Source organism: Wolbachia endosymbiont (group A) of Cydia splendana (genome assembly GCF_947179475.1).
GTDB classification, from domain to species: Bacteria; Pseudomonadota; Alphaproteobacteria; order Rickettsiales; family Anaplasmataceae; genus Wolbachia; species Wolbachia pipientis.
In genome coordinates this window covers 197,360-224,302 of sequence record NZ_CAMXBP010000002.1, presented here as the reverse complement: position 1 = coordinate 224,302, position 26,943 = coordinate 197,360, and the positions used below count along the sequence as shown (strand labels likewise).

The window sequence follows — 26,943 nt, the reverse complement described above, 5'->3', positions numbered from 1 at the left end:
AACAATACTATATTAATCATCTAAATCTGCTTAGCTCTTTTTACAGCTTATAACTTTAAGTAACCAAAAGCCTATCATTCCTATTAGTAGGCATATAGGTATTATTAACATAGACTTAACCATTACATCAGTTCCATAAAATGGCTTTCCATCGATAATTTCACCGTTCCAATAAAAATTCATTATATTTGCAATAATGACGTGAAAAAAATAACCAAAACTCATAACTATGGAATTACCTACAGATCCTGCACTTGCTACTGCTTCGTTTTTTACACAACTTACAACTTTAGCAGTAAAAACAATTTGGTATGCAGAAGCAAGACCAATAATGAATAGTAATATACATGCCAGGAGTTCACTAATATTGCATATAAAAAGTAATAAGAACACAATTATCATGGCCATAGCACAAGAAATTATTATTTCATAGTGCTTGGTTGGATTTTTTGCTAATATGTAAGGAAGTAATAAATGCCCAAAGCCAAAGCCTATTAGTATCCATTTTGAAATGCTATATGCAATGTGTCTATCTATAGCGTACATCTCATGCAAGAATGTTGCGGACCACGCATCTGCAAAGCCTTCTAATGGTCCAACCATAAAACCGCCAAACAAACCTATCAATAAAATATCTTTATTAAATATAACTTTGCTTAAATTTTTAATATTTAATTCTTCGTCTGAGGTGCCAACTTTAGGTATAGATATAAAGGTAGTTAAAGCAAGCAATAATCCAAGCATTATACACACAGTAAATAAATAATCCCACCCAAACTTATCAAGTAAGACATGTAATGGTTTGGTGGCAAATACACCACCTGAAATGCCAATAATAACCGATATGCTGAACATCATGGCAAATTTTTCTCTATGGTAATAGATTCTTATTATTTTAAAGAGTCCAAGTACTGAAGCAGAGGATCCAATACCAGTAATTATTCTTCCAATAATAGAATAACTCCAATCATTAGAACTGACTAAAGGTAAAGCACCTAAAGATGTTAATGCAATACAAATCGGTATAACAACTTTAGAACCAAATCTATCTAAAAGAATACCTACAGGAATATGTGCTAACACATAACCTACATAATACAGTCCACAAAATTGTCCTATTTCTGTTGTTCCTATATTAAACCTTACTACCAATTCAGGAATTATAATATTTGGAATTACGCGTAATATATATTGGTATGCATAAAACAGTGACGCCAACAACCAGATTAAAAAATTCCTCTGCAATACTTTACCCCAAAGCTAGCATTATAGATACTCTGTTTATAGAAAACAATATTTCTATGAATACTTATTTTAATTTACCGGAATTTTATACAGTTGAACTCATAGCCAACATAAGTAGTTTATGCATTAACTAAATTTTCCAGGTTCAAGTTTGGATGATGGAAAAAGTTCACTTTTTCTATTTTTAAAAGAGACCTTTTATTTTACTTATAATTTTTTCTACCATATCTACAACTGGCTCATGAATAAGGTATATGAAAAAAATTACACCACAAATGATAAGTATATTTATGATTTTACCCTTATTCATCTTTATCTTGAGCTTCACTTTTGTTACAAGATCCATTTTATTTATGTTTTTATTTCATGCTGACAATTATATCTTAAATACCATAATTTTCAGTAAAATTTGACTTCAGAAGTATTCTATTAATTCAATATTAACCTTTTTATGTGTAAAATAGTTAATATAATATTAAAGCAGGCTGATGAATATAAGCACGATAGATAATACGCTGCAAAATTACATAACAAAATACATTGAACAAACATTCGCTACACACGTGCTAGGCAATAGATACGACAAATTGTATAGGAAACTTCTAAGTGGTATAGAAGAGATAATAAAGCTTGCTGTAAATGAAGCAAAACACTACGATGAAAATTTAGAAGATCTATATAACGATTCAAGATTTAATAAGAAATTTATTCAAGCTGTTGCTAAACATCAGGTGTCGGAATTTTTAAATACTTATCCGAAAAGAAAAGAAATTGTTGCAGAATTTTACAATGAACATCACATTAACGAAAGTGATTTAAAGACTCTGGAAAAGGGGAAAGATTTAGTAAATAAAATAAATAACATTAACTTACTGCAACAAAATGAAAAAAATGAGGAATTCAATATTAGAAAGACACTTGCTCAATCAATAAAAATGCCTTCCATAGAAAAACACAAGTTAGAACATTCAAAATAACCTTGGCGAAGTATGGCAAAATATACAACTTATGGATAGTCTATTTCATTTTAACTCCTGGCACGCTTTAGTAATACTATCACATCCAATTTCTAATTGTTCCTGAGAGGTTGCATAAGAAATTCTGATAAAATTTTCTAGACCAAATGCAATTCCTGGAACCACAGCAACCAAATGATCTCCCAGTAAGTATTCAGTAAAATCTAAATCATTATTTATTATCTTACCACTTTTTGTGCTTTTACTGAGCAATCCTTCACATGAGACAAATAAATAAAACGCACCTTGTGGAACAGACGCTGATAATCCCGGGGCAGAATTTAGCTCTTTCACCATAAAATCTCTACGACTCTTAAAAATCCTTGTTCTTTCTTTCAAAAAACTATGATCACCGTTTAATGCTGCTGCTGCTGCTGCTTGTGCTATCGAATTTGGATTAGAAGTGCTTTGAGACTGCAGCGTAGAGATAGCTTTTACCACATCACTTCTACCTGCAATATACCCTATTCTCCAGCCTGTCATTGCATAGGCTTTTGATACTCCATTGACTACAAAAACTCTATCATAAAGCTTCGGCTCAACCTGAGCGATAGTAAAAAACTTTTCGTCGTATATTATATGCTCATAAATATCATCTGTAACGACATTCATATGTGGATATTCAAGCAATATTTGTGCTATGTCTTTCAATTCATCACATGTGTACACAGCTCCTGCAGGGTTGTTCGGTGAGTTAAGAATTAACCATTTAGTTTTTTTAGTTATCCTGCTTTTCAATAATTCCGCTGTCAGTTTAAAATTTTGTTTGCATTCTACTACAACTGGCAAGCCGCCAAAAAGACTTACCATATCAACATATGAAACCCAATAAGGAGCTGGAATAATAACTTCATCTCCAGAGTTAATTGTTGCCATGAACAAATTGAATAACACCTGCTTAGCACCTGTACCAACACAGATTTGGTTAAGCGTGTACTCGAGGTTATTATCCTTTCTTAACTTATTAATTATTGCTTCTTTCAGCTCACGCGTTCCATCAACAGCAGTATATTTAGTCTTACCTTCACTTATTGCTTGAATAGCTGCTTTTTTTATATGATCTGGAGTATCAAAATCCGGTTCTCCTGCAGCTAAAACACAGATCTTTTTTCCTTCATTTTTCAACTTATTTGCCTTATCAGTTACAGCAATCGTAGGTGATGGTTTTATTAGGGACATTCTTTTTGCAAGGTCTGACATATCTTACTGAAGCTAAATTCAAATGATAAACCCCGTACAACAAAAAAGCTAGAATTTTGTGTATTGTATTAGTAGCTTTTTACCAGGTTTACCAACGCAGCAATATTTTCAACTGGAGTATCAGGGAGTACTCCATGTCCGAGATTAAATATGAAGGGTAAATCTCTAAAGCAATCTATTATACGTTTTGCTTCTTTGATTGCTTCCGTTTTATTATAGGCTAAAAGATTAGGATCAAGGTTTCCTTGTAGAGGGATGTTTAGATTCGCTTTCGCCCATTTTATTGGAACATTATAATCTATACTTACTGCAGATACACCTGTTTGTTCGCAGTAATCTTTATAAAGATTTCCAGCAGACCTTGGAAAACCTATTATTGGAAAATCAGAAAATCTATCCTTTATTGCCAAGATAATTCTCTTTGTTGGTTCGATAACATATTCTTTAAACAATGGTTCCGATAACGCACCAGCATTACTGTCAAATAGCTGAATAACATCTGCTCCAAATTCTATCTGTTTAATTAGATAAATAATCGTTACTTCCGTTATTCGTTCAATTATTTCCTTCAAACACGAAGGATAAAAATTTAATACTTTGGAAAAAGTTTTGCTGCTCCCACCTTCTATGATGTATGAGGCTACTGTCCATGGTCCACCAGCAAATCCTATGAGAGATTTTTCTTTTGGTAATTGGCTTCTGACTTTTTTTATAGCGTTTAGAATTGGTAAGGTTTTAGTTTCAATTTCTTGTAGACCCTTCAATTCCTTAGGACTTTCCACGGGTTTTATTATTGGACCTACACCGCGTACGAAATTCACGTCACAACCCAAAACATCAGCTATTATTAAAATGTCTGAAAAAATTATCGCCGCATCCATGTCAAATCTTGTCACCGGCTGTAACGTCAATTCTGTCACTAAATCTGTGTTGTAGCATATCTCCATAAAATTATTCATATTTTCTACTGCTTTGCGGTACTCAGGAAGAGACCTGCCAGCCTGACGCATTAGCCAGATAGGCACTCTTCCACCCGGTTCATTTCTCTTAATAATTTTCGCTATTGTTGTTTTGCCGCTTTCCAATCTATTCTATTTATTCTTTTGTATATTAAAGTATAGTAATAATAATAGTTCTATCAATAACTTGTTACTAACTTAAAATTCAGTAAAAATTGGCGTTGTTCAACTTGTGGATAAATATGTGAGTAACTTTCGTATATTATTGATTTTCTGTTATGATTTATGTGTATAAGTAAGGTGTTTAGAGTGTTAGTAATTTTCTTTTATGGAAAATACTTTACCATCATGCATTGTTACACAACTATGTATATGTTGTTGAAAAAGTTGTTGATCAATTGTTGGTATTTTATATCAACAAATAATTCACAAATTAATTTGACATTATTCACATGCTTATTAAACATTTAATAACAGTTTTCTTGATAAATCTAATCTGAAAACGTTTTTGCCATTACAGGGAATAAATTGAGTAAAAAAAGAACCTTAGTAGAAAAAATAGCATATAGAATTTTTCTCTTCCTTTTCAAAAAAGCTTCTGTGTTGAAAAAGTGTGCGACTGAGGCATTAATGAAAGATCTGCCAGACCTTAATATATTTAATGGTCTATTAAAATTCCGCGATTGTGGTATAATGGATATAATGACTCCACGTACAGAGATATGCGCAGTAGACATTGAGTCAAGCGAGCGTGAAATAATAAAGAAGATAAAAAACACTTGCCACACTAAAATACCAATTTATAAAAATAACTTTGATAACGTAATAGGCTTTTTTTATGTAAAAGATGTTATTTTTAATAGGGATAAAAATTTTAATCTGAAACATATTATACAAAGCGTAATATTTGTTCCACCCTCGATGAAGACAACTAATCTTTTTGTTAGGATGAACTCTTCTAAATCATGCTTAGCTATCGTATTGGATGAATATGGTGGAACTGATGGTTTAATTTCAATGACTGATCTTATAGAGGAACTAGTACCAAACATTGATAGTGAAAACGAAATAAATTCAGAATATACCATTACTGAATTGTCTCAAAATAAGTTTGAAGTATCAGCAAGGGCTCTTATAAAAGATATAGAAGAGGATCTAAAAATAGAATTACGTGACCCTGAAGAAGACTATGTTACACTTGGTGGTTTGATTCTTTCGATTGCTGGTAAAGTACCTTCTGTAGATGAAGTCATTAAATATAAAAATGGTATGAAGTTTATCATCAAAGATGCAAATGAGCGCTACATTAATAAAATAGTACTAGACTTAAGTGATTACAAAAATTAGATTTGGTACCCCTTGTCGGGGAATGCCTTGACACGAAGAAAAAGTTGTAATAACCAAATATGCAACTCAAGTTATAGTTAAACCTATTTCCAGCAAATTATTTTCGCAAGTATAATGCATTTCAGTGTTATAGTACTCTAATAATAAAGAGGTCATATAGATATTAATATCTTTTGTATTTAAATTAGTGTCATTTTTTTTGATTAATTTGTCTACTAATGATTTGCTTATTGGTTTGTGTTCATTTAGAATTTTTATAGTTAATAGCATTTTATCTTCTGTTTGACTCAGTAAAACAGATACTAGTTCAACTTCCGCCACTGCACTGGCTATAGTTAGCACCATATTAGAAATTATCTTATTTATCTTTTCAATTAAATCTTCCTTATTTTTTGCAGAGTATGCGTCTATTTTCCACGTAAGCTTTACTTTTTTTTTAATAAATAATTTTCGATATTAGATTTGGTCTTATCAAAGCTATAATTATCCATTGAAGAAGAATATGCCTGCTTCATAACTTTATGTTTATATATTAAATCATCGGAGCTTTCTTTAAGAAACAACAACGCTTCCTTCTGCGCATCAGCATCATTCTTATCTATTACTTCAAGCTCTTCTACGCCAAACGTTATTCCATTCATAGAGTTAGCAAAGTCATGAAGCAGCCGTCCTGATAGCAGTTCCGTTATTAACAGTATGTTTTTGGTATTTTCGTTCATTGGATAATTATAAATGATTTAAGTTACCCTATATTGGTAAGTATATAATAGTCAATTAAGAGAAAGTTTCGTTGCACTTTTTATATCAAGGCATTAATATAGTATTAACAATTTTAAAATTTATAAAAGGATTATGAATACTTATACCAGATCAGGAATAGATATTGAACTATATAATAAGTTAATAAAAGAAGTCAAGCCTATTGCTCAAGAAACTACTAGAGAAGAAGTAATCAGCGAAATAGGTTCATTTTCTGCGTTATTTGATTTTGCTGCACTAAGTAAGAAGTATGACCATCCAGTACTCGTTTCCTCAACTGATGGAGTAGGTACGAAACTGTTGATAGCTCAAGAAGTGAATAAACATGATACTATAGGTATAGATTTAGTTGCAATGTGTGTAAATGACTTACTTGCACAAGGAGCAACGCCTTTGTTTTTCCTTGATTACTTTGCAACAGGCGTTTTGACCAAAGATGTTTTATTATCTGTGGTTAAGGGCATTGCAGAGGGGTGCAAGCAAGCTAAAATAGCATTGGTTGGTGGGGAAACTGCAGAAATGCCTGGAATGTATGGTAATAATCACTATGACCTTGCAGGGTTTGTGGTTGGTGTAGTTGATCGAAAGCAAATTCTTCCAAACTGTAGTATGATGAAAGCAGGTGATTATATAGTTGGCTTAGAGTCAAGTGGAATTCACTCAAATGGGTTTTCTTTAGTGCGCCATGTTTTCAAAAGCTTAGGTATAAATTATAACGATACATCTCTATGGAATAATAAATCTTGGAGTGAAATACTACTTGAACCAACAAAAATATATGTTGATTCTTTGCTGCCTATCATGTCACAAGTAAAAGGTATTGCGCACATCACGGGTGGTGGTTTGGTAGACAATATTCCGCGAATTCTTCCAAAAAACTTATTTGCAAACATAGACATTAATTCCTGGAAATGGCCAGATATATTTTTATGGCTAACAAAGGAGGGTAAAATAGAGAAGAAAGAAATGCTAAAAACATTTAATTGTGGTATTGGTATGGTATTGATCGTAAGTTCTGAGAATATGCAAAACGTGAAAAATCATTTCCAAAAACGTGGAGAAAAAATTGAAATTATTGGAAAACTTGATGAGGCATGTAACCCTCCACTTGATAGAGTAGTATTTAGTTAACCTAACTTTACTGACAGTCTTTTTGCAACTTCTAGGTATGCTTCCTTTAAATCTCCTAAATTCAAACGAAAGACATCTTTGTCTAGCTTTTTATAAGTATTTTTATCCCATAATCTGCAGTTATCAGGGCTAATTTCATCAGCTAAAACGATTTTAGTACTGTCATTTATTAATCTGCCAAATTCTAACTTGAGATCAACTAAATATATACTTGCATTTGAAAATAGGTGAACTAATATTTCGTTGATTTTTAAAGTTGTAGTTTTAACTTCATCCATTTCTTTGCTAGATAGCCAATCAAAATACAGTATGTGATTTTCACTTACCATTGGGTCGGCTAGGTCATCATTTTTGTAAAAAAAATCGATTATAGGAGATGCAAGCCTCTCACCTTCTTTGATATTAAAACGTTTGCAAAAGCTGCCAGCTGCGACATTTCTAACTACTACCTCAAGAGGTATTATCTTGAGTTTTTTGACTAGCTGTTCTCTTTCGTTTAGAGTTTTTATAAAGTGTGTGCTAATTTCTGCTTTCTCAAGCTTTTCCATGATAAAAGCACTAATATGATTATTAATTATTCCTTTACCATCGATTATTTCATATTTTTCCTTATTGAATGCTGTAATATCATCTTTAAAGTGCTGTATGACAATTGATAAGTCTTCAGTTTCAATAATGGCTTTCGCTTTACCTTCGTATATCGTTTTATTCAGTGACATGTTTAATTTAACTATATATTATATCAATTTACTATTCTTAGAGTATAGCCCCAAATAACTTAAAATAAACCTTAATGGCATTCAATGTTACAATATTAACCATATTCCCAGAAATGTTCCCGGGGTTTTTGAACTATTCTCTTGCCGGAAAAGCGTTAGAAAAAAAAATATGGAACCTTGAAGTAATAAATATTCGTTCTTTTGCGAAAGATAAACATTCAACTGTGGATGATGTTCCATATGGAGGTGGAGCAGGAATGGTTATGCGTTCTGATGTAGTTGGTGATGCAGTAGATAGTATGCTCTCTGTTCATAAAAACACTAAGTTTATTTACATGACTCCATCTGGAACTAAGTTTAATCAGAATATTGCCAGAGAATTATTAGAGTTTCCTCATATAACAATATTGTGTGGTCGATTTGAAGGTATTGACCAAAGGATAATTGATGCGTATACTCCTTATGAGTTAAGTATTGGAGATTATATACTTTCAGGAGGTGAGCCAGCTGCAATGGTGGTTCTTGATGCATGCATTAGACTTCTTCCAGGTGTAGTAAATAATACCGATAGTATTACTGAAGAAAGTTTTAATTATGGTGGTGGTGTACTTGAATATCCTCAATATACTAGACCTGAGCAGTGGAAGGGATATAAAGTACCTGAGGTTTTGTTATCTGGCAATCACAAAAAAATAAGTGATTGGAGGCAGAAGCAGTCTCATGTTATAACAAAAAAGCGTAGGCCTGAATTATTGAGTGGAGAGATAAATGACAAATTTACTTAAAAAATTTAACGAACAGCAAATGCAAGTGTTAGCTAAAGAAATACCAGAATTTCGTCCTGGCGATGATTTGAAGGTCACTTTTAAAGTAGTTGACGGTACAAGTGAACGTATACAGATATTTGAAGGTGTATGTATATCAAAAAGGAACCGCGGGTTACATTCTTCTTTTGCAGTCAGAAAAGTGAGCCATGGAGAAAGTATAGTGTCTCAGTTTTTTGTTTATTCTCCTGCACTGGTTTCAGTGCAAGTGACAAGAAAAGGAAAGGTTCGTAGAGCAAAACTGTATTATCTGTGCAAACTATTTGGAAAAGCTGCAAGGATCAAAGAGCGTACTACTTATGTTAAAAAGAAATCTAAGTAGATACAATAGGGAGTGATGTCAATTGTGTCATCTCAGAACTCTCTCTTGTCATCCCAGTGCGTGACACACAACTGTACGAACATTGTGTTTGCCTCCCGCTGTGGTGTCATCCCAGTGCTCCGACACTGGGATCCAGCATTCATTATTCTCCTTTTGGTTTGTGCTTTCATGGAAAATGTAAAAATTATTTGCAGGCAAAGCCTGCTGGATCCCAGTGTCAGCTACTTGCATGACAAAAAAGGGGAAAGTTTTTTCAAATCCTCGTGTAAAGAAAAGTAAATGAGTATAAAGAAAAAATTCCTTAAATTACTTCATTCAAGGCGTGTACATGCTCGTATAAAAAGGAAAAATAAAAAGAACAGAGCGCTACGCTTTTGTTCTTTCACGGCACTAGTTATCTCACTTGGCTGTCCTGTGTGTATATTGTTGAGTATATTAGTTAACTCTTACAGTGCCTTAACAGTAACGAAAATTTTATTGCCAGTTAAAATAAATGCTGATCTTACTTTGGCGAGTAATCCTAGTGATTTGCGATATAAGTCCATTGGCTTACTCAACGATTCTTTACGTAAGGTGTTTAAAGGAACTGATTTTAAAGACAGTGACGAAATTTTAAGTCGTAATTCTTACAAAGAACTAGAAAAATTTTTTCGTAAGAAAGTGAAAGGTAGTGGTGAATATGAGATCTGGTTTACCGCGTCAAGTATAATTAATTCAATAAATAAAGATAAACATTTGAATGATCATTATGCTAAATTACTTGATTGGCTAAAAGAAAAAGGGAGAGTGAAAAAATTTTTTAATAAGTCTTTATTCCTTAAATCTGACTCTCGTGAACCTGAGAATGCAGGGATTTTAGGTGCATTTATCGGCTCATTGATGACAATTATAGTGTGCCTAGCATTAGCATTACCAATAGGAATTATGTCGGGCATCTGTCTTTACGAATTTATGCCTAAAAATAGGCTCATGACCAATATTGTAGAAATTAGCATAAATAATCTTGCTGCAGTGCCTTCAATAATATTTGGTGTAGTAGGCTTAACTCTCTATCTTGGCATATTTGGGCTACCACGCTCTTCACCACTTGTTGGTGGAATGACTCTTTCATTTATGATGTTACCTAATATTATAATTGCAACAAAAAATGCCTTTGCGAATGTTCCTATTACGATAAAAGATGCAGCGTTTGCGCTCGGTGCACCTCACATCAAGGTGATATTAGATCACTCTTTGCCGATTGCATTACCAAGAATAATACATGGTACTGTGCTTGCAATTGCAAGGATTTTAGGTGAATCTTCCCCTTTACTTATGATAGGTATGGTAGCATTTATTGCTGATACACCTATGTCCTTCTTCGATCCGGCAACTGTTCTACCTGTGCAAATATACATATGGTCAAGCAGTCCTGAAATTGCATTTGTTGAACTTGCTGCTATCGCAATTATAGCTTTATTATTGGTGTTATTTGCGTTAAATTTAGTAGCAAATTTTGTAAAAAGGAAATTCGAATTTTTTAATTTTTAGCAATTCATGAAAATCACAGTCCTATCTGGTTATGGCTTAAATTGCGAAAAAGAAACTGCATTTGCATTTATGGAATGCAGCAGAAAACTTGGTATTGGTAATATTGAAGTAAAAATCGTTCACATTAACGATATCATAGATAATCCAGGTGAACTGAAATTAAGCAATATACTTGCAATTCCAGGGGGTTTTTCCTATGGTGATGACACTGGTGCTGGTAATGCGTTTGCTTTACGTATTAAAAACAACTTGTTGGATGAGTTTCAAGAGTTTTTATCTCAGGACAAGCTGATTATAGGAATATGTAATGGTTGTCAGATATTAGTAAAATTAATTCCAGAGTTCTCTAATCTAGCTTTAATCCATAATGATATAGGCAATTACCAATGCCGCTGGATTAGAGTGAGAGTTAATCCGCAGAGTAATTCTGTTTGGCTACGGGGTCTGAGTGAACTATATCTCCCTATTGCTCATGGGGAAGGCAAATTTTTTATGGATCAAGATATTTTGAACCAATTGATTGAGAGCAATTCCACCGCATTACGTTACATTGATAAAAATGGCAACTATGCTAACCTACAATTTCCTTACAATCCGAATGGATCTACATACGACCTAGCAGCTTTATCAGATAAAAGTGGAAGAGTGCTAGCTTTAATGCCCCATCCAGAAAGGGGAATATTTTTTACTCAGCAAGATAATTGGCCCCTTGAAAAAGAAAAGAGCAAGCGTTTAGGTGTTGCTGTGCCAAAATATGGCGATGGAATGCTTATATTTGAAAATGCACTGAAGTATTTTTGTTAAAATTTATTGATAGGGATTTATGGTCGAAATTATCCCCTGATATTGCAAAAAACTTGCTTGACAAGCCTTGCCAGTCCCCTTATCATGAAACTGAAGCTATTTATTTATCTTCTCTGTACAGATTAAATGACAAAAAAACTCACGTATCTGGCGTCCCATGTTTAATTTTTTGCACTATGTGCATCTTATGTCTTTATAAAATTCTAGGTTTTTACCTAATATAAGCTGAAATGCGCTTATAAAGCATTTAAAATATCAAAAAACGCCAACTTAAAAAATGGATAGTGAATAATTAGCTACCCTAGGGTTTCTTTTGCCTTTTTTTCTGTTTAGTAAATTTCTTAAACATTTATGACTAAAGGTTAGTTGCATTAAAAAGCAGCTAAATCGCGGTTATTAAGCGTTTAGAATAAAAAAACGCCATACTTGAAAGTATAATGTAAGTAATTAGCCAACCACGGGGCTTCTTTTGCCTTTTTTTTATTTGGTAAATTTCTTAATATTTATAGCTAAACGACAAACGTCATCCCGCTGCTTGTTAGCGCTTACTATTACCCACAAATATAAATGTTTGTTGCATAGCTCTTAATGGCATAACTTTTGCTTGAAATAACTGTTTATATGGTGCAATTTACAGCTTTTAGTTGCTAAAATTATAACTCTTAGTTTAATAATTTTAATCTAATAAGCTTTCAGGTTAATAAAATTAAATTATTTGAGTAAATACAATATTATGTTTTTATTTGTGGGTAATAGTAAGCTTCAAAACCTTACTATTACCCACAAGTATAAAATTCATGAGCAAGTTTCCATCCTTCTGCTAAATCAAAGAGACGTTTCCATCCCTTCCACAAAGCTATAGGGCCTGGTTCTAAGTCATTTTTGCGAGCTAAAAACCCTCCTAACTTGGCCACCCACCTCACAATTTCTCTTATAGGTGGTGGTGTCTCAGGATAGTTTTTTGTCTTAAGCATTTTGGTATATAAAACCTTCCATTCGTCGTCAGTCAGTATGAAAGTGCAAGAAAGATTTGGATTTGTTCTAGCTACTAGTGTGATAAAAAATATTCTCCATGCAATTATACTCATTATTGTAAGAAAGCGGATTAATCTATCTGCTGCTTGGAGCCTACATTCTTCAACTTTAAGACCAGATTTCAAAATTTTATGAAAAACCTCTATTCTCCATCTTAAGCAATACCATTGTATTTTTTCTACTGCTTCTTCAAAATTATTAATATTTATATTTGTCAACAAAATCCAGTTCACAGGCTCTTCGCCAAATGGGGGGTATTTTTCTATAGCATAGACAGCATTTAAACTTAAATTAGGAAGTTTTTGGGTTTTACGTCTAGCGTTATTTTTTGATGCATTCATCACAAAGTTGCTAAACTTTACTTCTAAAACTGTTGTTCTTTGAGGTTTATCATTGCGAGCAGGAATATTCACTTGTATTTCTCCTTGACAAGACATGCGATTCATCAGATCCCACAACCTTTCACCACCTTTTTCAGAATAAGTCGACTTCTTATTTATTGTTCTGTTTTGATTTCCTCTTACTACAAAAAGAGATTGATTAGTGGAAGCAACTTCAAATAAATCATACATATCTGCTTCTCTGTCACAGACGGTAACTACCTTGATATCCTTTAATCCAGGATGATTAGTAGAATATTTAAGTGATTCTATCCACCGTATGCTTTCTTTCTCTTCTATGGGAACAGCAGTATTATGGCTTCTTCTTTTCAACTCTTTTAGGTCTTCAGCTAAGGAGGGTCTAGTACTAATTTTTTGATCCAATAATCCTATAGGCAGTCCTTCTGTTGTAACTGCAAACGTTGTATGCATCACTAATCCATGTGTTTTAAAATTAGTTGTTTTAGATGTTAATCTTGCTGCTATAATCCCTAATCCTTCGGTCTTTTTATGATTTTTATATGAGATATAACTCGTGTCTTGGATAGCTAAGATAGTTGAGTATTCTTTAGCTCTTTCAACAGTTTTAATTATATGACTTTCTAATATCTTTCTCTCAGAAATGGCATCGTTTTGGAAAAATCTATAAGCTGCTTTACTTTGATGCCAATCTTCACAAGCTTGATTTATTGAACGCTCAGGCGATTCAGCAAAACTATTAACTATTTTTAGAAGCCTTTTACTTAATCTTATATCACCAAAATTAACAATTCCAAATTCACTTTCTGCCCATTCGCCAGTTGAAGTATTTATAGTTCTTTTCATCATATATTCCATTTTTAGACCATAGATCCATTTATAATAGAAAGTTGAATTAGTAAAATATCAGCTTTTTTACTATTTATATACTTATGGGTAATAGTAAGCTTCAAAACCTTACTATTACCCACAAATAAAAACATAGTATTGTATTTACTCAAATAATTTAATTTTATTAACCTGAAAGCTTATTAGATTAAAATTATTAAACTAAGAGTTATAATTTTAGCAACTAAAAGCTGTAAATTGCACCATATAAACAGTTATTTCAAGCAAAAGTTATGCCATTAAGAGCTATGCAACAAACATTTATATTTGTGGGTAATAGTAAGCGCTAACACGCAGCGGGATGACGAGACTTATCTTTATGCCGCCGCGAACCGTCATACCGCGATTCATTCGCGGTATCTCTTAGCCGCTAACAAGCAGCGGGATGAAGGTTGTCGTTTAGCTACAAACATTAAGAAATTTACCAAATGAAAAAAAAGGCAAAAGAGGCCCCGTGGTTGGCTAATTACTTACATTATACTTTCAAGTATGGCGTTTTTTTATTCTAAACACTTAATAACCGCGATTTAGCTGCTTTTAAGCCGCAACTAATCTAAATTATAAACGTTAAGAAATTTACTAAACAGAAAAAAAGGCAAAAGAAACCCTAGGGTAGCTAGTTATTCACTATCCATTTTTTAAGTTGGCGTTTTTTAATGTTTTAAATGCTTTATAAGCGTATTTCAGCTTGTGTAGGTAAAAACCCAGAAATTTGATAAAGACATAGAGTGCACATAGTGCAAAAAATTAAACATGAGACGCCAGATACGTGAGTTTTTTTGTCATTTAATCTGTACAGAGAAGATAAATAAATAGCTTCAGTTTCATGATAAGGGGGCTGGCGGAGTTTGTCAAGCAAGTTTTTTTGTTTCTATTCCCAATGTTATATGGTTATGCAAGAAGTCTATTGTATGTTTACACTCTGCATTAAAGCTTTTAGTTAAGAGCATATCCATCCACCGCCAATTACTTGCTCATCTTTATACGCTACACAGGCTTGACCTGGACTGATGCCAAAGTAATCGTCGTTTAAAATGACACAGGCTTTATTTTTTTCGTCAATTGAATGTATTGTTGCTAAACTTCCCGCATGTGATGATCTCAGCTTCACAGTTACTTCCATACCTTCCTTTGGTTGTTCTAACCAATTTAACTCCTTGATCAATATTTTTTTTTGCATTAATACGTTGATCGGACCTACTATAACCTCATTATTTTCTGTATTAATTTTTATCACATAAAGAGGTTCATTGTGTGCGATACCCAAGCCCTTTCTTTGCCCCACTGTAAAATTTACTATGCCACTGTGCTCACCTAGCACTTTTCCATTCACATCCACAATTCTGCCTTTCTGTACGGATTGTGGAGCTAATTTAGCTATTGTTTTACTATAGCTTTCGGAAACAAAGCATATATCTTGACTGTCTGGCTTTTCAGAAATTTGTAAGCTGAAATATTCTGCTAATTTTCTTATATCACTTTTATAGAACCCACCTAGTGGAAATCGCAAAAGCTTTAACTGCTCCTTTGTTGTAGCAAACAGAAAATAGCTTTGATCTTTACTCTTATCAATGCTTCTACACAACTTTACCTCACCATTTTTTTCTAACCTTCTCACGTAATGTCCTGTTACGAGCACATCCGCACCAAGATTTTTTGTAACTTGCAATAGATCACGAAATTTTACCGTTTGGTTACATCTCACGCATGGTATGGGAGTTTCCCCACGCATATAGGTACTCGCAAAATCCTCTATTACTTCCTTTTTGAATATTTCCTCGTAGTTTAAAATATAGTGAGGAAAGCCAACACTTTCAGCTACACGCTTAGCGTCATAAATATCCTGTCCAGCGCAGCATGCACCCTTTCTTGCGTTAGCATTGCCATCAGTGCCATATAGCTGAAGAGTTACACCTATCACCTGGTACCCAAGGTTATGTAGCAGTGCTGCAGCAACCGAGCTATCAACTCCCCCGGACATTGCAACAATAGCCTTGGTCTGGTGCGGAGCTTTATCTTTTAGCAGAGGTTCAATTTCAAATTCTTTTAGCATAATCGCCTTAATTTATAAACGCAAATCTTGTGTCATTCCAACATACAACTGTGCAAACGTTTTGATTTGGGGGCAATTTACATAGTAGATGATGTCATGAAAGTAGCTGACACTGGAATCTAGCTTCTATTACACAAATTCATTAAAACAGCATATTTATTTGTAATCAAGTTTCCTGGATCCCAGTGTTAGCTACTCGGATGACACCCTTTTCTGCTAGAAGTTGCCTTCAAATTACTTGGTGCATGACACTGGGATCTCATTTATATTACATAATTCCATCAAAACAATTCGATAAACTACCTTCAAAAATAATTTAATCTTGCTTGAATAAAACATGGCCAAAATAATCCATGTTTTCAAGCACTTTTCCACTACCTAAGGCAACACAACAAAGTGGGTCATCTGCAACACGAACCGGTAATTTTGTTGTTTCACTGATAACTTTACCTAGATTACGTAATAATCCACCACCACCGGATAAAACTATTCCTCTATCGACTATATCAGAAGAAAGTTCAGGTGGAGTGCTCTCCAGCGCAGTCTTAATAGCAGAAATTATCTGATGTACAGGCTCTATTAAACTCTCTGCAACTTGGTATTCTGATAAAAGCATTTCTTTTGGCATGCCACTCACTAAATCCCTGCCCTTAATTATCATTCCCTCTTTGTTATTTTCACCTGGCAGACTGGCTGAACCTATGCTTTTCTTAATTTTCTCAGCGGTTGTTTCACCGATTAATAACTTATGATTTTCACGAATATATGATTTTATTGCTTCATCCATAATATCGCCACCTACTCTGGCAGAACGTGAATAAACAATTCCACCTAAAGAAATAATTGCAACTTCAGTTGTACCGCCTCCTATATCAACAATCATAGAACCCTCAGGTTCAGTAACCGGGAGCCCAGCTCCGATTGCTGCAGCCATTGGTTCTTCAATTAAAAATACTTCATTTGCACCAGCACTTTCTGCTGCATCTTGTATAGCACGCCTTTCAACTGGCGTGGATCCAGATGGAACGCATATGATAATATTAGGTTTATTAACAGTGAATTTTGTGTTTGCACTGCGTATGAAATATTTTAGCATTTCTTCCGCACTTTTAAAATCAGCAATAACTCCATCCTTTAAGGGCCTTATCGCCTCTATTTCTCCAGGCGTTTTCCCAAGCATCATTTTAGCTTTTTTACCAAAAGCATAAGGAACGTAACTTCCTTTTTCTTTTATTCTTGCTACAACTGAAGGCTCATCAAGCACTATTCCCTGATTTTTCTGATAAACTAAAGTGTTTGCAGTGCCAAGATCTATAGCAATATCGCTAGCGAATAAACCTTTGAAAGTGAAAAGGCTATAAAACTTTCCGGTTAATTTTCGAACAAAATTCATACATAACTCAAGAAAACCATTTATTAAGACAAATTATACTTTTCAGATAAGTAGTAAGTAACACACTCAACGTCTAAACCCTTACCTGTTACTTTTTTTAGCAGTTCCAGGCCACACTTTGCACTGTATATATTTTGAGATAACCAACTGATAAGTAAACTAAAATCTCCTTTTATTATAGCACTTAATGATTCGTAATGATTCTTTTTAACGCAAGAGAAAATCTGCACAGCAGCAATTAAAGCAATAATTTTTATAGGAAAGTAGCCCATAACACCGCTTGCCCAATATTCATCTTGAAAATAAGTGTTTAGCTCATTTTCAGCTTTTACTGGAATTTTATAGTGCTTCATACCTTCCAGCCACGCATCATGCAGGTCTTTGACTTCCAATGTACCATTTATTATATCTTGTTCTAACCTAGTTCTCAACATAATATGAGCTAACAGACTAAATTCATCTGCATTTTTTAAAAAAGAAGAAAGGTTTATTTCATTGAAAATCAAGTACAAATTTTCAACACTGCTAACTTTCTCGTTAGTTTTGCCTTTTATAGCAAATTTCTCTTTTATGTGTGGTTGAATAAACTCAATAAATTCTCTGGATGTTCCAATCATCCTTTCCATGAATAACCCTTGAGTTTCATACATAACATGTCTCGTAATTGGACTACTTATAGAATTTTGCGCTAAACATTTTTGATAAATTGCATAACCACTATGCCGTAAAAGTGAAAATAAACCATAACAAAAATCAGATTCATCATAATCTATAGGGTAGTAATAAGAAGTACGAATCTCATTTAGTGCAATACCCATTTGCTGTAAACATAATGAGCCAAGTTCAATCTGTTTCTGAGTAGCAACTTTTTGTATATTAGTAACCTTATCCTTATCCTTTTTCTGCTTTTCAATTATTTTATCTACATTTTCGCTAAAAAATTTGCCTACCTTGGGGAATACTTCCCTTATATTCTTTTCTGTGATATCAGAGTCATAGTCAGCAAGCAGTGAGTCGTATTTTGAGCATTTTAATTGCTGCGATTTTATAGAAGCTACTTCGCGAATGAGTGTGATTAAATCAGTAAAACGTTCTTTTAGTTTTTCTAAGTTACTGGTTTCAGAATGAGATAGCTTCCATAAATTTTGGCATTCAACCTTAGCTTTGGATAAAGACTTTACTAAATCAATAGGAACAGCACTGTTGCTTTTATGTATTCTCTCTATTAACTTTAGCTGCTGAGTATTTGCACTTTTTTTGTTACCAAGAGCATCTGCTAATGATTCCTTTATTGCGTCATGAGAGATAATTTCATGTCTGATTTCTTCTAGAAGACTCATTTGTTCAACTTTGTCCTCTATATTCAATTGGCTTTGGTTTAGTACTTTTAGCGTATTTTCGATATTCTTTACCCTATATAATACTTCCTCTAAAAACTTATAAGATTGCATATTTGTTCATTATTTTAGAAAACATCTGTTTAATACCGTAATAGATTAATAATAAAGTTAAAAGTATATTTGCTTAAAGTACAATAAAAAATTGTACTTTTTATTCTTTTATTGGATTTTTCTACTCAGAGTCCAGCATATTATAGGAAAATTAATTGTAAGGTTGTAGAAAAAGTATTTAGTATTTTATTTCTCTTGACTATATTACAATATGGAGAGATATTAGCTACTGAAATTAAAGTTACGCACTATTTAAAATTTATGGAGGTTTAGTAATGTGGAGTAGACTGGTTATAATGTGCTGTTTTTGTTTATTACTTACTGGTGTAAGTTCTTGCCCAAAAAAAGGAGCAAATACAACAAATAAAATAAATTCTGTTGTTAAGCAGATAGGTGATAAAAGAGTTTTCTTTGGTTATGATGAATCTAGTATTGCTGAAGTAAGTGCAGATGCATTACTTGACGTAATGGAGGTGTTACAAGATAACCCTAACGCGAAGGTTACTTTAACTGGTCACACTGACAACCGTGGTTCTCATGAATATAATCTTGCGCTAGGCGCTAGAAGGGCAGATGCAGCTAAAAAATTTATGGTTAGTTGTACACCCTACATAGAAAACAGAATAAAAACTGCTTCTAAAGGTGAAACTGAGCCTTTGGTTAATGTAAAAGATGATTCTAGAAATTCTAAATATGAAAAAGAGCATGCTAAAAATCGTAGAGTGGAATTTTCATTTTCTGGAATAAAGAAATAGTTTCTTGCATTAAAACCTGGATCCCAGTGTCAAACACTGGGATGACATAAAGAAAGGGCACTGGGGTAGACAAAAAAGGACAAACTTGTCATATTTCGTTGCTTGTTAGCGGGATCTATATATACCACAAATAAGTCGCGGTATGACGTAAGAGATCTGACCTGTCTGGCCATCAAGAGACATAATGGAATTAGAGTTATTATTTCAAAATGTGGTTAATAGTTTTGCTTTCTATAACAATCAAGTTGCAGTTGCAGTATCAGGTGGTGTAGATAGTATAGTCTTACTGCACTTAATGACTAACTGGGCAAAAAAAAACAAGCTTTCACTTCCTACAGCATTAACAGTAAATCATGGGTTACGTCCAGAGTCTCAAAAAGAAGCTGATTTTGTTGTAAGTTATGCAAAGGAACTTGGAGCAAAGGAATCGTTCATATTAAATTGGGAGAAGCAAAATATTAAAGGCAATATTCAGTTACAGGCACGAAAAGCACGGTATAAGTTACTAGCAGAGTGGTGTAAAAATAATAATGTTAAATATTTACTTGTTGCTCATCACAAAGATGATCAAGCAGAAACGTTCTTGTTAAGATTAGAGCGAGGTAGTGGCGTAGATGGATTATCATCAATGGACTACAAGTCTTTCCTAAATGGTATTTATATATTTAGGCCATTGTTAAATTTTAGTCGTAGTGAAATAGAAAAGTACGCTAAGCTTCATCGGTTAAAATGGATCGAAGATAGAAGCAACTATGACTTAAAATACAGGCGAACTTTATACCGTAACTTACTTAAAGCAAGTGATAATCAAGAGATTTTAACAGAGCGAATATGCCTCACAGCCCTTCATATGAAAAGAGCTGCAAAAGCGTTGATGCACTACACACGCCTTGCGTTTAATGACTGCGTTAATGTGCATGATCTTGGTTATATTGAAATTAAACTAAGTGAGTTTTATCAATTGCCAGAGGAAATAGCCTTGAGGCTTCTTCTTTACTCCATAATGGCAATTGCCAGTAAACATTATAAACCAAGGTACAACAGCCTTATCGTAATATTTAATAAAATATTGCAAAAGGATAGTAATGTTAACTGTACACTTTCTGGGTGTAAAATAAGAAAACATGGAGAAAATATCTTGATAATTAGAGAATCGTCAAAGATACAAGAAATTACCTTAAACCTACCTTTAAATGAACCTACTCAATGGGATAACAGATTTAGCTGCACAATACTCGGAAATCAAGAGTGTTCAGTTATCATCGCTCCATTAAAAAAAACACAAAAAGTTCCTGAATTTCTGAAGGATTACAACTGCTGCCCTGAAGTTTTCTATTCTTTGCCTGTAGTGCTAAAAGATGGAAAGGTGCTTGCTTATCCTGATGTAAATTATAACGGAAAAAATACCAATGACGATAAGGTTCAATGCATTATTAATAGCACGATAAAACAAAATTTGGTAAGCTTGATTAGTATTTAGTTAGAAATAGAAATGAAAAAATTTTTAGAAGGCTTATTGATCTGGTTAGTAATTATTGTTCTTATTTCAGTTGCTTATATTCAGTTCAGCGGAAATGTAGGTAAAAGTAAAACAATTATACCTTTTTCGGAATTTTTAACTAGACTAGAAGACAATGATGTAGAAAATATTGTCATAAAAAACCAGAGCATTGAAGGCAAGTTCAGGGACGGTTCAAGTTTCAATTCAAGCGGTGTCATATATAGCGACCTAATAAAAAATTTACATGATAGAAAAGTGAGATTCTCCTTTTCAACTGGAGATTCTGCCATGAACGTAATTGGTGGATTACTTATCTCATGGGTCCCAACATTTATCTTTATTGGCTTCTTGCTATTCTTTCTTAAACAAACACAAGCGGGGGGCAACAGAACTATAAGCTTTGGCAAGTCAAGGGCTAGACTCATGACTAGTGGAAAAAAAGTAACATTTGATGATGTTGCCGGAATTGATGAAGCAAAAGAAGAGCTAGTAGAGATCGTTGATTTTCTTAAACAAAGGCAAAAATTTCAAATATTAGGTGGAAAAATACCAAAAGGGTGCCTTTTGATTGGCTCTCCTGGAACTGGTAAAACTTTACTTGCTCGTGCAATTGCAGGAGAAGCTAATGTGCCATTCTTTAGTATTTCTGGATCTGATTTTGTTGAAATGTTTGTGGGTGTTGGTGCAAGTCGTGTTCGTGATATGTTTGATCAAGGCAAGAAAAATGCTCCTTGTATAATTTTTATAGATGAAATAGATGCGGTGGGTAGACATCGTGGCATTGGTCTTGGTGGCGGCAATGATGAAAGAGAACAAACATTAAATCAGTTATTAGTTGAGATGGATGGCTTTGAGTCTAATGAAGGTGTAATAATAATTGCTGCGACTAACCGTCCGGATGTCTTAGATCCAGCACTGCTTAGACCTGGTCGTTTTGACCGACAGATTACTATTTCTTTACCCGATATAAATGGGCGTGAAAAGATATTAAATACTCATATAAAGAAAATATCAATAGCACCAGATGTAAACGTGAAAACAGTTGCAAGAGGAACACCAGGTTTTTCAGGGGCTGATCTAGCAAATTTGGTGAATGAATCTGCACTTATCGCTGCAAGAAGAAACAAGAAGATTGTTACCATGGATGATTTCGAATATGCACGTGATAAAGTGATGATGGGCGTAGAAAGGCGATCTCTCATTATGACAGAAGAGGAAAAGAGACTGACTGCATACCATGAAGCTGGTCATGCGATGATTGCTGTTAATATGCCTGCTTCTGATCCTATACACAAGGCAACAATTATTCCACGCGGTAGGGTACTCGGTTTAGTTATGAGACTACCAGAAACAGATAGAGTGTCCCTCACAAGAGAAAAGATGCTAGCAGATATAACTGTTGCAATGGGTGGAAGAGTGGCAGAAGAGCTAATTTTTGGCTACGATAAAGTCACAAGCGGTGCATCTTCGGATATAAAACAAGCATCTGATTTATCACGCGCTATGGTAACAAAATGGGGAATGAGTGACAAAATAGGCCCGATCTATCACAATCGCGAACAAACCATACATGGTTCTGAGATAATTTCTGAAGATACGTTAAAACTTATAGATGAAGAAGTGAAGAAAGTTGTATCTTCTTGCTATGAAAAAGCAAAAGACATTTTGACCAAGCATAAGAAAGGCTTAGATCTCATTGCCGAAAATCTACTGGAGTTTGAAACTTTAACAGGAGATGAAATAAAGGACATATTAAATGGAAAAAAAATTGTTAGAGAGGAAAATGAGAAGAATGAGAAAATAAAAAAATCCTCTCTCTATGAGAGTTGACCTCATCTTAAAAATGCTAATCAGCTAACGCTGCAATAAAACATTCAGAATTGTAACTGTCAATATAAATTGTATTAAAATATTCATAATATTGCATTTTCATCACAATAATGCTATCATTCAGTTAGTATTAATGTTTAATGAGGTGTGAGTAATGATTGATATAGCTTCTATTGGTGTAAGTACAGTTATTGATCAGAATTATAGAAGAAAAGCACAATTATGTTTATCAGGATTATTTGTAACTGTGTCAATAGCAACTGTTACCTGGTTTATTTTCCCTGCGTCACAAAATGTATTAGCTCCGTTTTTACTTCCGGCTATGTTCTTGCTCTTCACTTTATCGATGGGTTATTACATGTTCATATTTAGTTGTGAAGAAAAATCTTTGGTAAAGAATGTTCTTGGTATGGTTGAACCGGCTGAATCGGTAAAGAGAGTGCATTGCCAAGAAAATATTAAGTCCTTATTAGCAGAAGTGAGAAGTACTACGAAAGATAGGTTTCGTAACGTGCTTGTTAATCTTTGTTTTGAAGATCGTAGTAAAGCACACAAACTTGCATTATATGTGAAAGAAATTGACGATATTGTGTCTTCAATAAAAAATAAAGACCTCTTAGACCATTTTGATCAATTTTTTACTATTACTGAAGTAAGCAATAAAAAAAATAGAAGTGAATTAATGAACCTCGCAAGGGCATATAAGATGATAAGTGAAGAAGATCCAGACAAAATACAGGATTTTTTAGCTACTCAAACAAAAAGTTATTCATATGAAATAATGTTACCTGAAATTGATAATTTTCTATCACAAGCTAGGTGATTTTATCAATAATTTCATTGTGTACGTGATTATCATTTTTTGTTTCAATTCCAGTGATAACACTGCACCTAACGGGCTCTTTTATGGCTATTTCCTGAAATCCTTTTCTGACCTTATTGTAAAAATTAACATCCATTTCTTCATATTTATTCTTGTCTTTTGCTCTATTTAACCCAACTTTAACATCAATATCTAGAATGAATGTAATATCTGGATATTTAATTTCCACTAGCTTATGTAAGTCCCTTATTAGCCCTAAGTCAACTCCAAACCCATATCCTTGATATGCAATAGTTGAATCAATAAACCGATCACAAATCACTATTTTTCCTTCTGCAAGAGCTGGTAATATTAATTTTTTCATATGTTCGTGCCTCATCGAGATAAGTAGCAAGAGTTCAGAAATAGGATCAATATTATTTGTTAACAACACTCCTCTTATCTTTTCTGCAAAATCAGTACCACCTGGTTCTCGAGTCAATACCACATTATTTTCGCCGTGAATTTGCTTAAAATGATTTGCAAGTAGCTTAGATTGTGTTGTTTTACCAGAGCCGTCTATTCCTTCGAAAGTTATGAACATAAGTTTTATAATTATAATACTAAAAAAGAATATGCAAACAGTATACATAGAAACCGTTTGACATTTAAATAATAAGACCGTAAATTACATATGGTATAATAATAGTCTATGGTTGCTCTGAATACTCCTAAAGTCGATTTTAGTTTTACTGCAAAAGATTTTAATCTTTTGGGAGTAGACAATAAATATTATGCATTAAGTGACTGTTGTGGAAAAAATGGTCTTATTATAATGTTTATATGCAATCACTGTCCTTACGTTCAGTCAATTATTAGCAATCTGGTAAGCGATGTTGATCAATTGAAAAAAGATTATCAGGTAAACACCATTGCAATAATGCCAAATGATGTAAATGAATATCCAGAAGATTCCTTTGAAAATATGATTAATTTTGCCAAGGAAAATAAGTTTACATTTCCATATTTAATTGATAGTACACAGAAAATAGCTAAAGAATACGGGGCTGTTTGCACTCCTGACTTTTTCGGCTTTAATTCCAATTTAAACCTTTGCTATCGTGGACGTTTTAACGACACAAAAAAAGAAAAGGTTCAAAGCTATGAAGTAGGAAGTAGTGACTTATTTCAAGCTATGAAATTTATTGCAGAAACTGGTAATTCTCCAATTGACCAAAAATTAAGTATTGGCTGCTCAATTAAATGGTCTAATTCTACAGGTTAAATATCATGCACAGTGGCTCTCAGCATTTGTTTGATATTATAATTTTGCTTTCTGCTGCTGTGTTTATAGTCATAGCATTTTGGAAAATGAATATTAGTCCAGTGCTTGGTTACTTCGTTGCAGGTGCAGTTATTGGTTCTCACGGATTTAATCTGATACACTCAGCTGAAGCAATGGATAATCTTGCAGAATTTGGTGTAGTTTTTCTATTATTCATTATAGGCCTTGAATTGACATTTGAACGCCTGATCGCTATGCGTATTCATGTATTTGGGTTCGGTTCTCTTCAAGTTATAGTTACCATGGTAGCAATATGGTGCATCGCTCTTGCTTTCGGAGTGAATACGAATATAGCAACAGTTATTGGTGGTGGGCTTGCGCTATCCTCAACAGCAATAGTGTTGCAGGTTCTGCAAGAAAAAGGTTCTCAAGCAAGTCAGGTTGGTAGATTGTCGATAGCAGTGCTATTAATGCAAGATTTTGCAGTGGTACCATTAATAGTATTGGTACCTTTACTTACTGGCAATTCTGAGCACAGCCTGATAAGCTCATTGGCAGGTTCATTGGTGCAAGCAGCTATTGCATTAGTGCTGATATTTATAACTGGTAGATTATTGCTTAGACCTTTATTTTCGGTTATTGCTAAAATGGAAAGTAATGAGATCTTTATATCAACAACGCTTTTAATAGTATTAGGAGCAGCATTTATTACTGAGCAATTCCATTTATCGTTAGCATTAGGTGCATTTGTTGCTGGATTGTTAGTTGCAGAAACAGAATATAGACACTCAGTAGAACACGCAGTATTGCCATTTAAAGATTTGTTTCTTGGCTTATTTTTCATGACTGTTGGTATGTCCATCAATACCGAACTTTTACTCAATAAGTTACCACTAATTACTTTATTATCGATTATCCTTATCGTTTTAAAAACATCTATTATATATATATTGTGTAGATTTTTTGGGTTTAAGAGTGCACCTGCTATACAAGCTGGGTTACTGCTTTCACAAGGCGGTGAATTTGCGTTTATTTTGTTTCGCTTAGCAGATGAGCTAAATGTGCTACCAAGTGAAATCGCTCAAGTACTTATGATGGTAACTACAGTAACCATGGCTTTCACTCCTCTTTTATCGGGGCTTGGAGATTGGATAGCAAACTCATTTAGCACTGAGAAAACAATATTAGATGATGAAGCTGTTGAAACAGATACACAAGATCTTTATAACCATGTGATAGTTGCTGGATTTGGTAGAGTGGGATATATGGTAACAAAAATGCTTACGGCAGAGCATTTAAGTTACGTTGTTGTAGATATTCAATCGAAAATAGTCAAAGAAGGAAAAAGTGATAGTTTTCCTATATATCTTGGAGATGTTACAAGATGTGAAATTTTAAAATCGGTAGGAATAGAAAGAGCTCAAGCTCTCGTTATTTCAATAAAGAATGAAGTTACTATAAAAAAAGTTGTTTCTTTAGTTGCAGCAAATTTTCCGCATGTAAATATTGTAATACGCTTACCAGATCTGAGTAATGTGGAGGTTTATAGAGATCTAGGAGCTAGTAAAATTATTCCTGAAACATCTGAGATAGGATTGCAGCTAGGTGGAGCTGCACTGAGCCTTAGTGGTATTAGCGAAAGTGGAGTTACGTCTTTAAAAAGTAGATTCAGAAAAGGCAATTACAGTATGTTAAAAGACCTTGGTAGTGATAAAGATGAATAACTACTTCTCTA

General features: G+C 33.7%; 25 protein-coding genes. 13 read left to right on the top strand and 12 right to left on the bottom strand.

Annotated features, from left to right (window positions below; all coding sequences use genetic code 11):
- Nucleotides 1-30: 30 nt before the first annotated feature.
- On the bottom strand, nucleotides 31-1,245 hold the full coding sequence (locus tag OM961_RS06860; protein ID WP_174515889.1) for an MFS transporter: 1,215 nt from the start codon (nucleotides 1,243-1,245) through the stop codon (nucleotides 31-33).
- 488 nt (nucleotides 1,246-1,733) lie between these two features.
- Between OM961_RS06860 and OM961_RS06855 the strand changes: the two genes are divergently transcribed.
- Nucleotides 1,734-2,222 carry a hypothetical protein gene (locus OM961_RS06855; protein WP_006280043.1) on the top strand — a complete coding sequence of 163 codons (489 nt, stop codon included), beginning with the start codon at nucleotides 1,734-1,736 and terminating at the stop codon, nucleotides 2,220-2,222.
- A 45-nt stretch (nucleotides 2,223-2,267) separates the two neighbouring features.
- Here OM961_RS06855 and OM961_RS06850 read toward each other — a convergent pair whose 3' ends face one another.
- Together OM961_RS06850 and hemE are read right to left on the bottom strand one after the other, a co-directional pair.
- Nucleotides 2,268-3,461 carry a pyridoxal phosphate-dependent aminotransferase gene (locus OM961_RS06850; RefSeq protein WP_010082012.1) on the bottom strand — a complete coding sequence of 398 codons (1,194 nt, stop codon included), beginning with the start codon at nucleotides 3,459-3,461 and terminating at the stop codon, nucleotides 2,268-2,270.
- 68 nt (nucleotides 3,462-3,529) lie between these two features.
- A complete protein-coding gene (hemE, locus tag OM961_RS06845; RefSeq protein WP_264339693.1) occupies nucleotides 3,530-4,546 on the bottom strand; it encodes a uroporphyrinogen decarboxylase in 1,017 nt (338 codons plus the stop codon).
- Nucleotides 4,547-4,948: 402 nt separating this feature from the next.
- Between hemE and OM961_RS06840 the strand changes: the two genes are divergently transcribed.
- Nucleotides 4,949-5,767, top strand: coding sequence for a transporter associated domain-containing protein (locus OM961_RS06840; protein WP_264339692.1), 819 nt, complete (start codon nucleotides 4,949-4,951; stop codon nucleotides 5,765-5,767).
- A 66-nt stretch (nucleotides 5,768-5,833) separates the two neighbouring features.
- Here OM961_RS06840 and OM961_RS06835 read toward each other — a convergent pair whose 3' ends face one another.
- Nucleotides 5,834-6,178 carry a hypothetical protein gene (locus tag OM961_RS06835; RefSeq protein ID WP_233395610.1) on the bottom strand — a complete coding sequence of 115 codons (345 nt, stop codon included), beginning with the start codon at nucleotides 6,176-6,178 and terminating at the stop codon, nucleotides 5,834-5,836.
- Nucleotides 6,179-6,192: 14 nt separating this feature from the next.
- A complete protein-coding gene (locus OM961_RS06830) occupies nucleotides 6,193-6,486 on the bottom strand; it encodes a hypothetical protein (RefSeq protein WP_006280049.1) in 294 nt (97 codons plus the stop codon).
- Between the two features lie 133 nt (nucleotides 6,487-6,619).
- Here OM961_RS06830 and purM point away from each other — a divergent pair, with 133 nt between their 5' ends.
- Nucleotides 6,620-7,657 carry a phosphoribosylformylglycinamidine cyclo-ligase gene (gene purM, locus OM961_RS06825; protein WP_007549277.1) on the top strand — a complete coding sequence of 346 codons (1,038 nt, stop codon included), beginning with the start codon at nucleotides 6,620-6,622 and terminating at the stop codon, nucleotides 7,655-7,657.
- Here the strand turns inward: purM and purC are convergent.
- On the bottom strand, nucleotides 7,654-8,376 hold the full coding sequence (purC, locus tag OM961_RS06820) for a phosphoribosylaminoimidazolesuccinocarboxamide synthase (RefSeq protein ID WP_155969369.1): 723 nt from the start codon (nucleotides 8,374-8,376) through the stop codon (nucleotides 7,654-7,656). The genes purM and purC overlap by 4 nt on opposite strands.
- Before the next feature lie 74 nt (nucleotides 8,377-8,450).
- On the opposite strand from purC, the gene trmD reads away from it, so the two are divergent.
- The gene (gene trmD, locus OM961_RS06815; protein ID WP_007549279.1) at nucleotides 8,451-9,161 is read left to right on the top strand and encodes a tRNA (guanosine(37)-N1)-methyltransferase TrmD; all 711 of its coding nucleotides are present in this window, start codon (nucleotides 8,451-8,453) and stop codon (nucleotides 9,159-9,161) included.
- Nucleotides 9,145-9,522, top strand: a complete 378-nt coding sequence (gene rplS / locus OM961_RS06810) for a 50S ribosomal protein L19 (RefSeq protein ID WP_006279489.1) — start codon at nucleotides 9,145-9,147, stop codon at nucleotides 9,520-9,522. The genes trmD and rplS overlap by 17 nt, the downstream gene beginning before the upstream one ends.
- 48 nt (nucleotides 9,523-9,570) lie before the next feature.
- Here rplS and OM961_RS06805 read toward each other — a convergent pair whose 3' ends face one another.
- Nucleotides 9,571-9,753 (bottom strand): hypothetical protein, encoded by a 183-nt coding sequence (locus OM961_RS06805; RefSeq protein WP_010962989.1) that lies wholly within the window; start codon nucleotides 9,751-9,753, stop codon nucleotides 9,571-9,573.
- 48 nt (nucleotides 9,754-9,801) lie between these two features.
- Between OM961_RS06805 and pstA the strand changes: the two genes are divergently transcribed.
- Entirely contained in the window at nucleotides 9,802-11,052 is a 1,251-nt protein-coding gene (pstA, locus tag OM961_RS06800) for a phosphate ABC transporter permease PstA (RefSeq protein WP_264339691.1), read from the top strand.
- Nucleotides 11,053-11,058: 6 nt separating this feature from the next.
- The gene (locus OM961_RS06795) at nucleotides 11,059-11,856 is read left to right on the top strand and encodes a phosphoribosylformylglycinamidine synthase subunit PurQ (RefSeq protein WP_044471287.1); all 798 of its coding nucleotides are present in this window, start codon (nucleotides 11,059-11,061) and stop codon (nucleotides 11,854-11,856) included.
- Between the two features lie 776 nt (nucleotides 11,857-12,632).
- Here the strand turns inward: OM961_RS06795 and OM961_RS06790 are convergent.
- The 4 genes from OM961_RS06790 to OM961_RS06775 form a co-directional block, all read right to left on the bottom strand.
- Nucleotides 12,633-14,099 (bottom strand): IS4 family transposase, encoded by a 1,467-nt coding sequence (locus OM961_RS06790; protein ID WP_264339584.1) that lies wholly within the window; start codon nucleotides 14,097-14,099, stop codon nucleotides 12,633-12,635.
- Nucleotides 14,100-15,078: 979 nt separating this feature from the next.
- The gene (gene mnmA, locus OM961_RS06785) at nucleotides 15,079-16,191 is read right to left on the bottom strand and encodes a tRNA 2-thiouridine(34) synthase MnmA (protein WP_182309863.1); all 1,113 of its coding nucleotides are present in this window, start codon (nucleotides 16,189-16,191) and stop codon (nucleotides 15,079-15,081) included.
- Nucleotides 16,192-16,507: 316 nt separating this feature from the next.
- Complete coding sequence (locus OM961_RS06780) at nucleotides 16,508-17,584, bottom strand: rod shape-determining protein (protein ID WP_007548791.1); 1,077 nt, start codon at nucleotides 17,582-17,584, stop codon at nucleotides 16,508-16,510.
- A 23-nt stretch (nucleotides 17,585-17,607) separates the two neighbouring features.
- Nucleotides 17,608-19,035 (bottom strand): gluzincin family metallopeptidase, encoded by a 1,428-nt coding sequence (locus tag OM961_RS06775; protein WP_264339690.1) that lies wholly within the window; start codon nucleotides 19,033-19,035, stop codon nucleotides 17,608-17,610.
- Nucleotides 19,036-19,310: 275 nt separating this feature from the next.
- On the opposite strand from OM961_RS06775, the gene OM961_RS06770 reads away from it, so the two are divergent.
- The 4 genes from OM961_RS06770 to OM961_RS06755 all read left to right on the top strand — a co-directional run bounded on the left by OM961_RS06770 (nucleotide 19,311) and on the right by OM961_RS06755 (nucleotide 23,944).
- Entirely contained in the window at nucleotides 19,311-19,790 is a 480-nt protein-coding gene (locus tag OM961_RS06770; protein ID WP_182309861.1) for an OmpA family protein, read from the top strand.
- Between the two features lie 184 nt (nucleotides 19,791-19,974).
- Nucleotides 19,975-21,270 carry a tRNA lysidine(34) synthetase TilS gene (gene tilS / locus OM961_RS06765; protein WP_007548788.1) on the top strand — a complete coding sequence of 432 codons (1,296 nt, stop codon included), beginning with the start codon at nucleotides 19,975-19,977 and terminating at the stop codon, nucleotides 21,268-21,270.
- 12 nt (nucleotides 21,271-21,282) lie between these two features.
- The gene (gene ftsH, locus OM961_RS06760; protein ID WP_264339688.1) at nucleotides 21,283-23,121 is read left to right on the top strand and encodes an ATP-dependent zinc metalloprotease FtsH; all 1,839 of its coding nucleotides are present in this window, start codon (nucleotides 21,283-21,285) and stop codon (nucleotides 23,119-23,121) included.
- A 154-nt stretch (nucleotides 23,122-23,275) separates the two neighbouring features.
- On the top strand, nucleotides 23,276-23,944 hold the full coding sequence (locus OM961_RS06755; RefSeq protein WP_010081999.1) for a hypothetical protein: 669 nt from the start codon (nucleotides 23,276-23,278) through the stop codon (nucleotides 23,942-23,944).
- Here OM961_RS06755 and tmk read toward each other — a convergent pair.
- Nucleotides 23,937-24,527 carry a dTMP kinase gene (tmk, locus tag OM961_RS06750; protein ID WP_182309943.1) on the bottom strand — a complete coding sequence of 197 codons (591 nt, stop codon included), beginning with the start codon at nucleotides 24,525-24,527 and terminating at the stop codon, nucleotides 23,937-23,939. The genes OM961_RS06755 and tmk overlap by 8 nt on opposite strands.
- Nucleotides 24,528-24,635: 108 nt before the next feature.
- Between tmk and OM961_RS06745 the strand changes: the two genes are divergently transcribed.
- Both OM961_RS06745 and OM961_RS06740 read left to right on the top strand, forming a co-directional pair.
- Nucleotides 24,636-25,208, top strand: a complete 573-nt coding sequence (locus OM961_RS06745) for a thioredoxin family protein (RefSeq protein ID WP_264339687.1) — start codon at nucleotides 24,636-24,638, stop codon at nucleotides 25,206-25,208.
- A gap of 5 nt (nucleotides 25,209-25,213) precedes the next feature.
- Nucleotides 25,214-26,932, top strand: a complete 1,719-nt coding sequence (locus OM961_RS06740; RefSeq protein WP_010963130.1) for a monovalent cation:proton antiporter-2 (CPA2) family protein — start codon at nucleotides 25,214-25,216, stop codon at nucleotides 26,930-26,932.
- Nucleotides 26,933-26,943: the final 11 nt, after the last annotated feature.

Bases quoted from the DNA above. Each gene is read 5' to 3' on its own strand.
- OM961_RS06855 (WP_006280043.1), top strand. From the start codon at position 1,734: ATGAATATAAGCACGATAGATAATACGCTGCAAAATTACATAACAAAA.
- OM961_RS06850 (WP_010082012.1), bottom strand. From the start codon at position 3,461: ATGTCAGACCTTGCAAAAAGAATGTCCCTAATAAAACCATCACCTACG.
- OM961_RS06830 (WP_006280049.1), bottom strand. From the start codon at position 6,486: ATGAACGAAAATACCAAAAACATACTGTTAATAACGGAACTGCTATCA.
- purM (WP_007549277.1), top strand. From the start codon at position 6,620: ATGAATACTTATACCAGATCAGGAATAGATATTGAACTATATAATAAG.
- purC (WP_155969369.1), bottom strand. From the start codon at position 8,376: ATGTCACTGAATAAAACGATATACGAAGGTAAAGCGAAAGCCATTATT.
- trmD (WP_007549279.1), top strand. From the start codon at position 8,451: ATGGCATTCAATGTTACAATATTAACCATATTCCCAGAAATGTTCCCG.
- rplS (WP_006279489.1), top strand. From the start codon at position 9,145: ATGACAAATTTACTTAAAAAATTTAACGAACAGCAAATGCAAGTGTTA.
- OM961_RS06805 (WP_010962989.1), bottom strand. From the start codon at position 9,753: ATGCAAGTAGCTGACACTGGGATCCAGCAGGCTTTGCCTGCAAATAAT.
- pstA (WP_264339691.1), top strand. From the start codon at position 9,802: ATGAGTATAAAGAAAAAATTCCTTAAATTACTTCATTCAAGGCGTGTA.
- OM961_RS06795 (WP_044471287.1), top strand. From the start codon at position 11,059: ATGAAAATCACAGTCCTATCTGGTTATGGCTTAAATTGCGAAAAAGAA.
- OM961_RS06790 (WP_264339584.1), bottom strand. From the start codon at position 14,099: ATGATGAAAAGAACTATAAATACTTCAACTGGCGAATGGGCAGAAAGT.
- mnmA (WP_182309863.1), bottom strand. From the start codon at position 16,191: ATGCTAAAAGAATTTGAAATTGAACCTCTGCTAAAAGATAAAGCTCCG.
- OM961_RS06780 (WP_007548791.1), bottom strand. From the start codon at position 17,584: ATGAATTTTGTTCGAAAATTAACCGGAAAGTTTTATAGCCTTTTCACT.
- OM961_RS06775 (WP_264339690.1), bottom strand. From the start codon at position 19,035: ATGCAATCTTATAAGTTTTTAGAGGAAGTATTATATAGGGTAAAGAAT.
- OM961_RS06770 (WP_182309861.1), top strand. From the start codon at position 19,311: ATGTGGAGTAGACTGGTTATAATGTGCTGTTTTTGTTTATTACTTACT.
- tilS (WP_007548788.1), top strand. From the start codon at position 19,975: ATGGAATTAGAGTTATTATTTCAAAATGTGGTTAATAGTTTTGCTTTC.
- ftsH (WP_264339688.1), top strand. From the start codon at position 21,283: ATGAAAAAATTTTTAGAAGGCTTATTGATCTGGTTAGTAATTATTGTT.
- OM961_RS06755 (WP_010081999.1), top strand. From the start codon at position 23,276: ATGATTGATATAGCTTCTATTGGTGTAAGTACAGTTATTGATCAGAAT.
- tmk (WP_182309943.1), bottom strand. From the start codon at position 24,527: ATGTTCATAACTTTCGAAGGAATAGACGGCTCTGGTAAAACAACACAA.
- OM961_RS06745 (WP_264339687.1), top strand. From the start codon at position 24,636: ATGGTTGCTCTGAATACTCCTAAAGTCGATTTTAGTTTTACTGCAAAA.
- OM961_RS06740 (WP_010963130.1), top strand. From the start codon at position 25,214: ATGCACAGTGGCTCTCAGCATTTGTTTGATATTATAATTTTGCTTTCT.